Here is a 12,174-nt window from a genome sequence, read left to right as displayed (position 1 = left end):
TTTGCCTGATGACCATAGCGAGTCGGTCCCACCCCTTCCCATCCCGAACAGGACCGTGAAACGACTCTACGCCGATGATAGTGCGGATTCCCGTGTGAAAGTAGGTAATCGTCAGGCTCCCTAAGCCAAGAACCCCCGCCCGAAAGGCGGGGGTTTTTGCATTTCGGCGACGGAAATGCGTGCGGGCCGGGAATGGCCCGATTCAGGAATAGACTTCATCGACGAGTCTTGAGAAGCCGGATTATTTTGGCATTCTCGTTAAGCTCAGCAACGTCGAGCGGCGTCTGGTCAAATTCATTTTTTAGATGCTTCCTGGCACCGCATTTCAAGAGAAATTCGACCGAATCGAATTGATCCATCATGGCGGCTTGATGCAGTGGGGTATTGCCGAGATCTCCGGCGATGTTTACATCTGCACCCGCATCGATAAGAACCTGCATGTCTTCTATCGCACCCGTTCGGGCCGCGAGATGTAAAACGGTGTCGCCAACCGCGCCACGCTGATTGGGATCGATCAACGCAAGCCCCAGGAATTCGGGGTGAGTTGCGTATTTTTCGAATATTGCTTTCAGACGCATCCTCGGATGCCAGCTCTGAACCGTCGTTTCTTTTGTTCACCACGATACCTTGATCCTCTTCGCAATGACCAGGATGGGACATCGAGTTGATTGAGAATCGAATCGAAAAGCGTTGATCAAAATATTTCACGCAATAGGCGGGCAGTCTCTGCCGCCAAGTCAGGATCTTGATACCGCCATTCGATTCGACTCATCTCGCCGAGAAAATCGATGATGCTGTCTCGTTGATTTTTTGAGTATGCCTTCAATATTTCGTCGAGCCAGTCGTTCGCATCACCCGTTGCCATTCGGTGCAGCTTGTACACGAGAGAGTCGGGGATGTTGTCAGCTTGATCATACTCGTGGGTCGCTATCTTCATGAACAACGGAAGAAAGAACGCAAATGCCCGCGGCTTCATAAAAGCGAGGCACGCGGATTCATCGCAAGCGTAGTCTTCCCGCAATTCCTTGAGCGTTCTGTCGAAGCGCCTCTTTCCTCGAAAGAAGTCATCGACGGCACACGACTCGATCCCCGATCTGTTGGTGATCGGCTCCCCGTTGGGGAAGGGATCGTCCGGAAACAATGAAAAGTCCAAACTCATTCTAGGCCGTTTGCATGCACGGTTGACGTTGTCCTGGAGCCTGCGGTGTCAGATATCAGATCGCAATCCGCAAGATCGGAAAGAACCTGCCCGGGACGACGCTTGATTCCTTTTCGCCGATCTTTTCAGCCCCGAGCGCCAGATAGAACGGAACCGCATTGGGATCGGCTTCGATCACAAAGCTTCGGATCCCTCTCGCGGCGCTTTCCCTGCGGACCTCTTCCCACAGTGCACGAGCGACACCGCGGCCCATGTGGTCGGGATGGACGAACAACCATCCGGGCGTCGGACGATCCGATTCCGATGACGCCCTGACCCAGAACCCGATGATTGCCTCTCCGGATTCCGCGACGTAACCGATCGATCCATCGATCGTCTCAGGCGCAATCGTGAGGTCGCTCTGCCACAAGTCGAGCCAGTCCTTCGGATAGCCCCAGTGAGCCTTCGAAATGCGAGCCAGTCGCGTGAGCTCGTCCGCGTCCGCGGTACGGGCAGCGCGGACGGTGAATGGTTTGTGCATCTCGTCTCCTGTCGTGGTCGACACCTTCGGCGAGGTATCGTCCGGCTCGCATCGACTCCCCTCCGGAAGCGCGACTGGCCGACTCGAAGGGAGGTCGATCTCGACGCCACTACCTGACCTGCGATGCGTGCCCGGCGACGACGCGCCAGCCAGCATGCGATCGGCGCCACAGCCGAGTATAGGCAAACTCGCCATCGAACGCCGTGCCACCGAAATGGCCGGCGAGCATTGCCTTCGTCGTGGTCAGGATCATCTCGCCGATCGCGCATGCGTGCGTTTCCTGCACATCGAGTCTGTCGAGACGCAGCAGCTTCGCGCGATGCGCGGCCAGGTCGTCTTCTTTCGAAATGACCTGGCCGGTCGGGACGGTGAACACCAGATCGTCGTCCAGCAGCGCATCGAGCGCGTCGATATCGTTGGCCAGCATCGCGGCACGAAGCGCGGCTTCGCTGGGTTCGATGGCTGTACGGATTGCGTCCATTTCAGGGCCTCGTATCGTCTCTGAAGGTTTGTGGTTCTACTCATACCGGCGAGCAACAGCAAGCAACATACCGCACCGACGAAGATCGTCTAGCGCGCGTTCGACAGCGACTGACGCCGGACAAGCATCACCACGCAGATGCCGATCGACGCGAGGACGTTGACGGCCGGATAGAACGCGACAGCGACACTCCACGTGCTCAGCGCCAGCAACGCCAGCGCGTACTTGAGCACGCACAGCGCGAAATACGCGAGGCTCTCGCTCCACGGGTCGCGGATCGTCTTGCGGACGGTCGGGCCGAGGCCGGCAAGCTCGATCAGCGTGACCAGGCAGATCGAGATCGTCGGATCGTCGGTCAGCATCCACAGTGGAATGGCTGACAGGGCCGCGCCCAGGAACAGCCAGTCGAGTCGTGTCCAGCCGCGTTCGCCTCGAAGGATGCTGGCCACCAGCGTCAGGAAGCAGGTGACGGCGATCGCCGCCGTGCACCACGCGGAAGGCCCCGCACCCGAGACGAACTGGCCGGCAGCCGCGATCGCCGTGACGACCGACCACACGAGCCATGTGAACAGATGCGGACGAACCCTGCGCCGGTAGATCGCGTGCGCATACGGAATCGCCGCCAGCAAGGACACGGTCGTTCCGATCACGCCAAAGATCGAAGCGGCGCCCTGATCGACATTCACCATCGACGCACCCTTGTTCGCGCAGGCCGACCAGTATGTGGTCGGATGGGCCGGGGCGCAATGTCGTGCTGGCCAGGCGTCGCAGCGGGTGTCACGTCGCACCGCACCGGAAAGCCGATGCGATCGCACACAAACAAACGGCACCGGGATCGCGACGTGGCAGGAAAACCCACTGCACGACACGCGGATGAATAGAAATAACCTCTTCAATGAGAAGAAAAACTGTTCTTTCAAATCTCTTTTTGATGACCGACAGTTGGCCAACCGGACGACTGCGGCGATTCTCGGCGGTCATGGACCTCGGTCCCGACCGCTGGCGTTTTCGTCGGGTTGAATGCAGGCAGAGAACAACGCACAAATGCCTGGTCGTCAAAACGGAGTCTTGAATGAACCCAACTTCAGCAGAAAACCATCAGCACGCAGACTGGAGACGTCTTGCGGCGCAAGTCGCTCCGAGAACGCTCGCGCATATCGGCGGCCGCAGCGTGCTGGCCCGCAGCGGCCGGACGTTTGCCGCGATCAATCCGGCCACCGAGGCCGTCATCGCAGAAGTCGCGTCGTGCGATGCAGCGGACGTCGACGACGCAGTGCGTGCCGCGCGTCACGCGTTCGAATCCGGCGCGTGGTCGCGCTGCGCGCCGGCAGAGCGCAAGCGTGTGCTTTGCCGGCTCGGTGAACTCATCGCATCACACGGTGCGGAGCTCGCGCTGCTCGACTCGCTCAACATGGGCAAGCGCGTCGCGGATGCGTTCAGCATCGACGTGCCCGCCGCGGGCGGTCTGTTCAGCTGGTACGGCGAGGCCGTCGACAAGCTGCATGGCGAAGTCGCGTCGACCGACCCTGGCAACCTCGCGGTCGTCACGCGCGAACCGCTGGGTGTCGTCGGCGCCGTGGTGCCGTGGAATTTTCCGCTCGACATGGTCGCGTGGAAGGTGGCGCCGGCGCTGGCGGCAGGCAACAGCGTCGTGCTGAAGCCGGCGGAACAATCGCCGCTGTCCGCCTTGCGTCTCGCGGAGTTGGCGCTCGAGGCCGGCCTGCCGCCGGGCGTGCTGAACGTCGTGCCGGGTTATGGCGAGACCGCGGGGCGCGCGCTCGGGCTGCATCCCGATGTGGACGTGCTCGCATTCACGGGATCGACGGCCGTCGGCAAGAAATTCCTCGAGTACGCCGCGCAGTCGAACATGAAGCAGGTGTGGCTCGAATGTGGCGGCAAGAGCCCGAACCTGGTCTTCGACGATACCGACGATCTCGACCTGGCCGCACGCAAGGCGTGCTTCGGGATTTTCTTCAACCAGGGCGAGGTGTGTTCCGCCAACTCGCGGCTGCTGGTTCAGCGTTCGATTCACGATGCGTTCGTCGACCGGCTGATTGCGCATGCCGCCGCGTTCATGCCGGGCGATCCGCTCGATCCGGCGAGCGGAATGGGCGCCATTGTCGACGAGCAGCAGCATCGGCGCGTGCGCGAGTGGATCGCACGCGGTCGCGATAGCGCGACGCTCGCGATCGGCGGAGGCGCGCCGCGTGTCGACGGCAAGGGCTACTTCATCGAGCCGACGATCTTCATCGACGTGAAGCACGACGACGCCATCGCACGCGAGGAGATCTTCGGGCCGGTGCTGTCGGTGATGGCGTTCGATACCGAGGACGAGGCCGTCAGGCTCGCGAACGACTCGATCTATGGCCTTGCCGCGTCGGTCTGGACCGGCAGCCTGTCGCGCGCGCACCGTGTGTCGGGGCGGCTGCGCGCCGGCACGGTGTCCGTCAACACGGTCGATGCGCTGAGCGCGCAGACGCCGTTCGGCGGGTTCCGCCAGTCGGGCTTCGGCCGCGATCTTTCGCTGCACGCGATCGACAAGTACACGGGCCTCAAGACGACCTGGATCAGCTACTGATTCGGCGCGGCGGGCCGCAAACGGTTGCGCCGCACAACGCGACAACACTTTTTGTTCACAAAACTAACCGGAGACTCGCCTATGAATGCGCCCCACTTTCCGCATCGTACGACGCAGGACTATCAACGCAGCGACGCCGCACATCACCTGCATGCGTTCGTCGACCAGAAGGCGCTGAACGAGGAAGGCGCACGCGTGATGGTGCGCGGCGAAGGTGTCCATCTATGGGACAACGACGGCAACCGCTACCTGGACGGCATGTCGGGGCTGTGGTGCACCAACGTCGGCTATGGCCGGCCGGAGCTGGTCGAAGCTGCCGCGCGGCAGATGAAGGAACTGTCCTACTACAACATGTTCTTTCATACGACGCACCCGTCGGTGATCGAACTGTCGGAGCGCCTGTTCGCGCTGCTCGGCAATCGTTTCAGTCACGTGGTGTATACCAATTCGGGATCCGAATCGAACGAAGTGCTGATTCGCACCGTGCGGCGCTTCTGGGACGTGATGGGCAAGCCGGAGAAGAAGGTGCTGATCGGCCGCGTGAACGGCTATCACGGGTCGACGGTGGGCAGCGCGTCGCTGGGCGGCATGGCGTTCATGCATGAAATGGGCGACCTGCCGATTCCGAACATCACGCACGTGGACGAACCGTACTGGTACGCGAATGGCGGCGATCTGAGCCCCGAGGCATTCGGCAAGCAGGCGGCGCTGTCGCTCGAGCGCAAGATCCTCGAGATCGGCGCGGAGCGCGTCGCCGCGTTCGTCGCGGAGCCGTTCCAGGGGGCGGGCGGGATGATCTTTCCGCCGGATGGCTACTGGCAGGAGATCGAGCGCATCTGTCGTCAGTACGACGTGCTGCTCTGCGCGGACGAAGTGATCGGCGGTTTCGGCCGTACCGGCGAGTGGTTCGCGCACCGTCACTTCGGCTTCGAACCGGACCTGATCTGCATGGCCAAGGGGCTGACTTCGGGCTACGTGCCGATGGGTGGGCTGATCATGAGCCGGCGCGTCGGCGATGCGCTGGTCGACAAGGGCGGCGTCTACGCGCACGGGCTGACCTATTCGGGGCACCCGGTCGCAGCCGCTGTCGCGCTGGCCAACCTTGACGTGCTCGAGCGCGAAGGCCTCGTCGAGCGGACGAAGACGGATACCGGGCCGTACCTGCAGAAGGCGCTGCGCGATGCGTTCGACGGTCACCCGCTCGTCGGCGAGATCCAGGGCGTGGGCGCGGTCGGCGCGATCCAGTTCGCGAAGAACAAGGCGACGCGCGAGCGCTTTGCAAACGAGGCCGACCTGACCTGGCACAGCCGGACGGTCGGGTTCGAACTCGGCGCGATCGTGCGTTCGACCAATGGCCGCCTGATCGTTGCGCCGCCGCTGGTGATCGATCACGCGCAAATCGACGAACTGGTCGGCACGATGCGCAAGGCCGTGGATGCCACCGCGCGCGAAGTGCTCGGGATCGACTGCTGACCGGTTGAGCGACGCGCTTCCGTCCGGCGACAGACAGACGGGCGGGAGCGCACCTAACCACGGGTTTCGCTGCGGCGACGGGCCGGCTGCGTTCAGCCACCGGAGCGGCAATCCGGCAGGTTGAAGATCGGTCGTGGTGGGCGATAGTCCGGTAAATCGATGTGCTGCCGACTGCCTATTGATCAGGAATGCAAATAATTTGACTGGTTGATTGCAGGACGCACGCTTCGTGCAGACCAGGCATTCCGCTTCACCCGTCAGCCCCCCGAATCCGCGAACATCACAACAGAAACAAGGAGACGAAATGAGTCAGGGCGAGTCCGTTGCTCATCTCGAGGAAAGTACCATCCAGCCGATTCCGCTGACCGAGCGGCACGGCAGTGCGAAGGACCTGTTCACGATCTGGTTCGGGTCGAACATCATGATGCTGACGATCGTCACCGGATCGCTCGCGACCACGGTATTCAAGCAGCCGTTCTGGTGGGCGGCGCTCGCCACGCTCGTCGGCAGCCTGATCGGCGCGGTCTTCATGGCGCTGCATTCCGCACAGGGGCCGCAGCTTGGCGTGCCGCAGATGATCCAGACCCGCGGGCAGTTCGGGTCGTTCGGCGCGCTGCTCGTGGTCGCGCTGGTCGTCGTGATGTACGTCGGCTTCTTCGCGTCGAACTGCGTGTTCGGCGGGCAGGCGCTGCACAGCCTGAGCGCCGATATTCCGCTCGATGCGGGCGTCGTGGTGATCGGCCTGATCAGCCTGCTCGGATCGATCTACGGCTACAAGCTGATCCACGCGTATGCGCGACTGCTGAGCTGGTGCTCGGGCAGCGTACTCGTGCTGGCGTTCGTGTGGATCATTTTCGTGCACGGATTGCCGGCCGATACGTTCTCGAAGCACTCGCTGAACCTGTCCGGTTTCCTGGGCGCGATGTCGGTCGCCGCGCTGTGGCAGATCGCCTATGCGCCTTACGTGTCGGACTATTCGCGCTACCTGCCGCCCGATACCGGGCCGCGCACCGCGTTCTGGTCGAGTTACTGGGGCTGCGTGCTCGGCTCGTTCTTCCCGATGCTGCTCGGCTGCCTGGTGGGCCTCGCGACGCCGGATGGCAATGTCGTGAGCGGCCTCACGGGGCTCACGCAAGGGATCAGCGTGCTCGTGATCGTCGTGCTGTCGTTCGGCATTGCGGCCAGCAATGCGATGGAGCTGTATTGCGGTGCGCTGTCGGCCATTACCGTGCTGCAAACGCTCTTTCCGTCCTGGTCGGGCAAGGCGCGTGCGCGGGCGATCACCGCGATCGTCCTGTGCGGCATCGCGCTCGCGATCGCGCTGTTCGGGCAGGACAACTTCCTCGCCGGCTACACGAACTTCATCCTGCTGCTGCTGTACGTGCTCGTGCCGTGGACCGCAATCAACCTCGTCGACTACTACCTCGTGTGTCACGGCGAGTACGACGTCGATTCGTTCTTCCGGCAGGACGGCGGCATCTACGGACGCTTCAATACGATTGCCGTCGGCTCATACTTCATCGGCATCGTCGCGCAGGCGCCGTTCATGGCGACCGATCTCTATACGGGCGAACTGGCGAGCCGGCTCGGCGGCGCGGACGTGTCGTGGATCGTCGGTCTCTCGCTGACGTCGCTCGTCTACTACGTGGGTTGCAAGCTGTTCTCGCGGCCGATGCAGGGTGTCGCCGCGAGTGTCGACGGGGTGTCCCGCTGAGTCCGTGTCACGTTACAGCACGAATGTCCGCAGGCGTTCAACGTGGGCTTCGAGTCCGTCGAGGCCGAGATAGTGGCTGAGCTTGCCGGAACGGACCCGGGCGATGTCGGTCGTGAGCTTGAGCAGCAATGCCTCGCTCGCCGCGCGGCAGGCGGCGGCTGCATCGATGCCGCGTGCCGACAGTGCCGCACCGATCAGGCGCGCACTGTCGGCACTGCCGCTGGCGATACAGCGTGCCATCGCGTCTGCATCCGGCTGCACGCCAGCGTCGAGCAGCGCGCGCGTCAGCGCGGGCGGTATGTCGCCGGATACGGACACCAGCGAATCGGACTCGACCGGTGCGCCTGATTCGAGCAACGCGGCCGCCGCCGCAAATTTCTGACGTCGCAGCGCGTAGTCGGCCGGAATCGAGCTGCCGGCGAGCGCGGTGCGGAGATCCGCGAAGATCGTCGCGAGTTGCGCGGTGAGTGCCGCGTCGTCGCGGTCGATCGCATGTTGCAGTGCGTGACGCGCGAGCACGGGTTGCGCGGCGAGCGTGCCGTCGGCGAGCGGCGTGCGCCAGTCGATCACGGCTTCGCGATAGAACGCGATCAGTTTGTCCGCCAGCGGTGCCGACAGGCCATGATCGCTGCGGCGTTCATCGACGTATTCGAGCAACATGCTGCCGGTACCGCCTTCGCTACCGGGTTCCAGCGGATCGGCGTTGAGTTGCAGCACACCAAAGGCCGCATGCAGATCGGGCGCGACCGTCGCGAGGCCGTCTTCATGCATCGCGCCGCGCCACGCGGGCGGCAGCCCCTGTTTCCACGCGAGCACGTGGCCGTGGTCCTTGGCATCGGGTTCCGTCACGACGTAGATCCGGTCGCAATACTCGCATCCGCCGAACGGCAGCGCATCGATTTTGCCGCTCCACGGCCGCGCGTTCGCTTCGGCGGATTCCTCGGCCAGTTCGAGTTCGTGGTCGATCCAGCCCCGCAGGTCGCGGTAACCGTCGCTGTCGTTGTAGAACAGCTCGCTCCAGCCGATCGCTTCGACGTGACCGTTCATCTCGAGCGTCAGGTCGTAGTCGAGACTGCCACCGGCCGTCATGCGCCACAGCTCGAGCAGCGCAGGCGGAATGTCGCCGTGACAGCAGACCTGGACGGCCGCGATCTGGTCGGCTGGCATCGGCGGCTGCGCGTCGTAGATCACGCGGCCGGCGAACAGCACGATGCCGTGCGCGCGCAGGTCGGCCAGTTCAGCATCGGAAAAGACGGTTGCTTGCATCGGAGCAGGAGCGTTGGTGATGGATCGGGTGTTTGCCGTCGTTCATGAATAACGAACGGCAGCGATAGGTCGCATCGTATCAGCGTCGCGTGTGCGTTTCCGTGTCGGCGGTGCGCGCCTGTTGGCGACCGCCTGCCGCATCATCCACTTGCCAGTCCGGGCTCTCCCTCCGCCGCATGCACGTCCCGCCGGAACGCACCGGGGCTCGTGCCCGTCCATTTCCGGAACGCGCGATGAAACGCGCTCGGCTCGGTGAAGCCGAGCTCGGTGGCGATCTCCGCAACGCTGAGCGCGTGCCCGCGCAGCAGCGACTGCGCCAGCGCGCCGCGCAACTCGTCCTTGATGGCCGCGAAACTTTGACCTTCGCTGCGCAGACGCCGCCGCAGCGTCGCGGGCGTCGTGCCGAGGCGCGCGGCCAGCGTATCGAAGTCGGGCCACTCGGCGGCCGGTAGCGTTTTCAGCTGCACGCGCGTTTTCGCGACCCAGCCCGTATCGTGCCGGTAGCGGACGAGCAGGTTGCCGGGCGCGCCGCGCAGGAAGGTCTTCAGCGCCTGCTCGGAGCGGATCGTCGGCAGCGCGAGGTATGCAGCATTGAACGCGAGCCGGCTGTCGGGCCGGTCGAAATGCACGGGTACGCCGAAGAACTGGTGATAGTCGCTGCGCTGGTCGGGGCTCGGGCACGCGAAGTCGATGCGTTGCAGCGGGATGCGCCGGCCGATCAGCCAGCATGCGACGCCGAGCAGGATCAACCAGAACGTCCGGTACGCGAACGCCGGGTAGGGGGCGCCCGTCTGCGTCAGCACGATCTGCGCCTGCCCGTCGGCTACGACGAGCTCGCCGTGCGGCTCGTCCAGCACCACGCGCAGGAATTTCAGCGCCCGCCGCAGCGCCTTGTCGAGCGTGCCCGCGTGCAGTACCGCGTGGCACAGCAGCGTGAAGCTGCCGCGCCGCATCGGGCGTGCGGCGAGGCCGAAGAACTCGTCGTCGAGCGCACCCGCGATCGCGAGCCACAGCCGGCCGTACTGCTGCGGCGTGACGGGCTCGCGCACGGCGGCCGGCAGGCCGGCGGCGCGCAGCACGGGCGCCGTCGGAAGGCCTTGCCGGCGCAGGCACGCGAGCGCGTCGTCGACGAAATCCGGCGAAATCATCTGCGGCCCCATTTTCCTGCATCCTCCCGACATGGCAAAAGCGATCACGATTCTAGATTCTGTTTGTCATTGATTGCAATGTACGGGCTGTCTACTATCGAACTATCCCCGGCGCGCCCCTGGCTCGCCGGCGGCCATAACGCACAGGAGACACGCATGCCTGATGGAGCTACCGCCCGGGTGGTGCCGGCCTACGCCGACGCCGTGGCCCGGTTCAGTATCGAGACCGCCGCGAAGCAACTGCACGGCGACCTGGAGCGCGGCCTGAACGCGTGCGTGGAATGCTGCGACCGGCACGCATCCGCGGAGGCGATCGCGCTCGACTGGATCGACGCGGGCGGACAGCACCACCGCTACACGTTTGCGCAGATGAAGGCGCTGTCGGCACGCGTCGCGAACCTGCTGGTCGCGCAGGGCGTGAAGCCGGGCGACGTGGTGGCGGGCCTGTTGCCGCGCACGCCCGAACTCGTCGCGACGATCCTCGGCACGTGGCGCGCGGGCGCCGTCTACCAGCCGCTGTTCACCGCGTTCGGCCCGAAAGCGATCGAGCACCGGCTGCGCATGAGCGACGCGCGTCTGGTCGTGACCAACGTCGCGAATCGCGCGAAGCTCGACGAGATCGCCGATTGCCCGCCCGTCGCGACGGTGCGCGAGCCGAGCGAGACGCTGCCGGCGCGCGACATCGATTTCCGTGCGGTGCTCGATGTGCAGTCCGACGCGTTCGAGCCGGTGCTGCGCAAGGGGACGGACCTGTTCATGATGATGTCGACGTCGGGCACGACGGGTTTGCCGAAGGGCGTGCCGGTGCCGCTGCGCGCGTTGCTCGCGTTCGGCGCGTACATGCGCGAAGCGGTCGACCTGCGTGCCGGCGACCGGTTCTGGAACATCGCCGATCCGGGCTGGGCGTACGGCCTCTATTACGCGATCACGGGCCCGCTGCTGCTGGGCCACGCGACGACGCTCTACGAGGGCAGTTTCACCGTCGACAGCACATACGACGTGATCGAACGGCTCGGAATCACGAGCCTCGCCGGCTCGCCGACTGCCTACCGGATGCTGATGGCGGCCGGGACGGAAGCGGCGGCGCGGCTGAAGGGCAAGCTGCGCGTGGTCAGCAGCGCGGGCGAACCGCTGAATCCGGAAGTCGTGCGCTGGTTCGACGCGGCGCTTGGCGCGCCGATCTACGATCACTACGGCCAGACCGAACTCGGGATGGTCGTGAACAATCACCACGGCCTCGCGCATGCCGTCCACGCCGGTTCGGCCGGCTTCGCGATGCCGGGCTACCGTGTCGCGGTGCTCGATGAAGCGAGCCGCGAGCTCGGCCCCGGCGAGCCCGGGAACCTCGCGATCGATATCGCGCGCTCGCCGCTGCTGTGGTTCCACGGCTACTGGCAACAGGACACGCCGGCGATCGCGGGCGGTTATTACCGGACCGGCGACAACGTCGAGCTGGAGCCGGACGGCACCGTGAGCTTCATCGGCCGCGCGGACGACGTGATCACGTCGTCCGGCTACCGGATCGGCCCGTTCGATGTGGAAAGCGCGCTGATCGAGCATCCTGCGGTGAGCGAGGCCGCCGTCATCGGCGTGCCCGATGCGGAGCGCACGGAGATCGTCAAGGCGTTCGTCGTGCTGTCGAAAGACTTCGACGGCACGCCGGCGCTGGCCGAGGAACTGTGCCTGCACGTGAAGCGGCGGCTGTCCGCTCACGCCTATCCGCGCGCGATCGACTTCGTCGACGCGCTGCCGAAAACCCCGAGCGGCAAGATCCAGCGCTTCGTGTTGCGCAAGATGGAAGCCGAGAAGGCCGCTCAACCCTGAACATAACCTGT

12 protein-coding genes and 1 rRNA gene are annotated in these 12,174 nt (G+C 64.4%); 5 read left to right on the top strand and 8 right to left on the bottom strand.

Annotated features, from left to right (window positions below; translation table 11 throughout):
- Window positions 1–4 precede the first annotated feature (4 nt).
- A 5S ribosomal RNA gene (gene rrf, locus ACN8ZM_RS37120) occupies window positions 5–117 on the top strand.
- A 98-nt stretch (window positions 118–215) separates the two neighbouring features.
- Here rrf and ACN8ZM_RS37115 read toward each other — a convergent pair.
- The 6 genes from ACN8ZM_RS37115 to ACN8ZM_RS37090 form a co-directional block, all read right to left on the bottom strand.
- Window positions 216–578: an ankyrin repeat domain-containing protein gene (locus ACN8ZM_RS37115; protein WP_420212944.1), complete on the bottom strand. Its 363-nt coding sequence runs from the start codon at window positions 576–578 to the stop codon at window positions 216–218.
- Window positions 579–694: 116 nt separating this feature from the next.
- A complete protein-coding gene (locus ACN8ZM_RS37110; RefSeq protein ID WP_420212943.1) occupies window positions 695–1,159 on the bottom strand; it encodes a DUF6714 family protein in 465 nt (154 codons plus the stop codon).
- A gap of 55 nt (window positions 1,160–1,214) precedes the next feature.
- Window positions 1,215–1,679 carry a GNAT family N-acetyltransferase gene (locus ACN8ZM_RS37105; RefSeq protein WP_205823736.1) on the bottom strand — a complete coding sequence of 155 codons (465 nt, stop codon included), beginning with the start codon at window positions 1,677–1,679 and terminating at the stop codon, window positions 1,215–1,217.
- Window positions 1,680–1,788: 109 nt separating this feature from the next.
- Window positions 1,789–2,160 carry a nuclear transport factor 2 family protein gene (locus tag ACN8ZM_RS37100; RefSeq protein ID WP_420212942.1) on the bottom strand — a complete coding sequence of 124 codons (372 nt, stop codon included), beginning with the start codon at window positions 2,158–2,160 and terminating at the stop codon, window positions 1,789–1,791.
- An 89-nt stretch (window positions 2,161–2,249) separates the two neighbouring features.
- Entirely contained in the window at window positions 2,250–2,849 is a 600-nt protein-coding gene (locus ACN8ZM_RS37095; protein WP_420212941.1) for a hypothetical protein, read from the bottom strand.
- Window positions 2,850–2,937: 88 nt separating this feature from the next.
- Window positions 2,938–3,141 (bottom strand): hypothetical protein, encoded by a 204-nt coding sequence (locus ACN8ZM_RS37090; RefSeq protein ID WP_143331200.1) that lies wholly within the window; start codon window positions 3,139–3,141, stop codon window positions 2,938–2,940.
- A 91-nt stretch (window positions 3,142–3,232) separates the two neighbouring features.
- Here ACN8ZM_RS37090 and ACN8ZM_RS37085 point away from each other — a divergent pair, with 91 nt between their 5' ends.
- From ACN8ZM_RS37085 to ACN8ZM_RS37075, 3 genes are all read left to right on the top strand, one after another.
- The gene (locus tag ACN8ZM_RS37085; protein WP_420212940.1) at window positions 3,233–4,738 is read left to right on the top strand and encodes an aldehyde dehydrogenase; all 1,506 of its coding nucleotides are present in this window, start codon (window positions 3,233–3,235) and stop codon (window positions 4,736–4,738) included.
- An 81-nt stretch (window positions 4,739–4,819) separates the two neighbouring features.
- Window positions 4,820–6,211: an aspartate aminotransferase family protein gene (locus ACN8ZM_RS37080; protein WP_043185465.1), complete on the top strand. Its 1,392-nt coding sequence runs from the start codon at window positions 4,820–4,822 to the stop codon at window positions 6,209–6,211.
- A gap of 304 nt (window positions 6,212–6,515) precedes the next feature.
- On the top strand, window positions 6,516–7,925 hold the full coding sequence (locus tag ACN8ZM_RS37075; RefSeq protein WP_043185469.1) for a purine-cytosine permease family protein: 1,410 nt from the start codon (window positions 6,516–6,518) through the stop codon (window positions 7,923–7,925).
- A gap of 12 nt (window positions 7,926–7,937) precedes the next feature.
- Here ACN8ZM_RS37075 and ACN8ZM_RS37070 read toward each other — a convergent pair whose 3' ends face one another.
- Window positions 7,938–9,191: an SMI1/KNR4 family protein gene (locus ACN8ZM_RS37070; RefSeq protein ID WP_420212939.1), complete on the bottom strand. Its 1,254-nt coding sequence runs from the start codon at window positions 9,189–9,191 to the stop codon at window positions 7,938–7,940.
- 140 nt (window positions 9,192–9,331) lie between these two features.
- Window positions 9,332–10,351, bottom strand: coding sequence for an AraC family transcriptional regulator (locus ACN8ZM_RS37065; RefSeq protein WP_043185475.1), 1,020 nt, complete (start codon window positions 10,349–10,351; stop codon window positions 9,332–9,334).
- Window positions 10,352–10,495: 144 nt separating this feature from the next.
- On the opposite strand from ACN8ZM_RS37065, the gene ACN8ZM_RS37060 reads away from it, so the two are divergent.
- On the top strand, window positions 10,496–12,163 hold the full coding sequence (locus ACN8ZM_RS37060; protein ID WP_420212938.1) for an acyl-CoA synthetase: 1,668 nt from the start codon (window positions 10,496–10,498) through the stop codon (window positions 12,161–12,163).
- Window positions 12,164–12,174: the final 11 nt, after the last annotated feature.

This window comes from Burkholderia aenigmatica, from assembly GCF_048627025.1.
Classification (GTDB): Bacteria; Pseudomonadota; Gammaproteobacteria; order Burkholderiales; family Burkholderiaceae; genus Burkholderia; species Burkholderia aenigmatica.
This window is presented reverse-complemented; position numbering and strand designations above follow the sequence as displayed.

Bases quoted from the DNA above. Each gene is read 5' to 3' on its own strand.
- ACN8ZM_RS37110 (WP_420212943.1), bottom strand. From the start codon at position 1,159: ATGAGTTTGGACTTTTCATTGTTTCCGGACGATCCCTTCCCCAACGGG.
- ACN8ZM_RS37105 (WP_205823736.1), bottom strand. From the start codon at position 1,679: ATGCACAAACCATTCACCGTCCGCGCTGCCCGTACCGCGGACGCGGAC.
- ACN8ZM_RS37085 (WP_420212940.1), top strand. From the start codon at position 3,233: ATGAACCCAACTTCAGCAGAAAACCATCAGCACGCAGACTGGAGACGT.
- ACN8ZM_RS37075 (WP_043185469.1), top strand. From the start codon at position 6,516: ATGAGTCAGGGCGAGTCCGTTGCTCATCTCGAGGAAAGTACCATCCAG.
- ACN8ZM_RS37070 (WP_420212939.1), bottom strand. From the start codon at position 9,191: ATGCAAGCAACCGTCTTTTCCGATGCTGAACTGGCCGACCTGCGCGCG.
- ACN8ZM_RS37080 (WP_043185465.1), top strand. From the start codon at position 4,820: ATGAATGCGCCCCACTTTCCGCATCGTACGACGCAGGACTATCAACGC.
- ACN8ZM_RS37065 (WP_043185475.1), bottom strand. From the start codon at position 10,351: ATGGGGCCGCAGATGATTTCGCCGGATTTCGTCGACGACGCGCTCGCG.
- ACN8ZM_RS37090 (WP_143331200.1), bottom strand. From the start codon at position 3,141: ATGACCGCCGAGAATCGCCGCAGTCGTCCGGTTGGCCAACTGTCGGTC.
- ACN8ZM_RS37100 (WP_420212942.1), bottom strand. From the start codon at position 2,160: ATGGACGCAATCCGTACAGCCATCGAACCCAGCGAAGCCGCGCTTCGT.
- ACN8ZM_RS37115 (WP_420212944.1), bottom strand. From the start codon at position 578: ATGCGTCTGAAAGCAATATTCGAAAAATACGCAACTCACCCCGAATTC.
- ACN8ZM_RS37095 (WP_420212941.1), bottom strand. From the start codon at position 2,849: ATGGTGAATGTCGATCAGGGCGCCGCTTCGATCTTTGGCGTGATCGGA.
- ACN8ZM_RS37060 (WP_420212938.1), top strand. From the start codon at position 10,496: ATGCCTGATGGAGCTACCGCCCGGGTGGTGCCGGCCTACGCCGACGCC.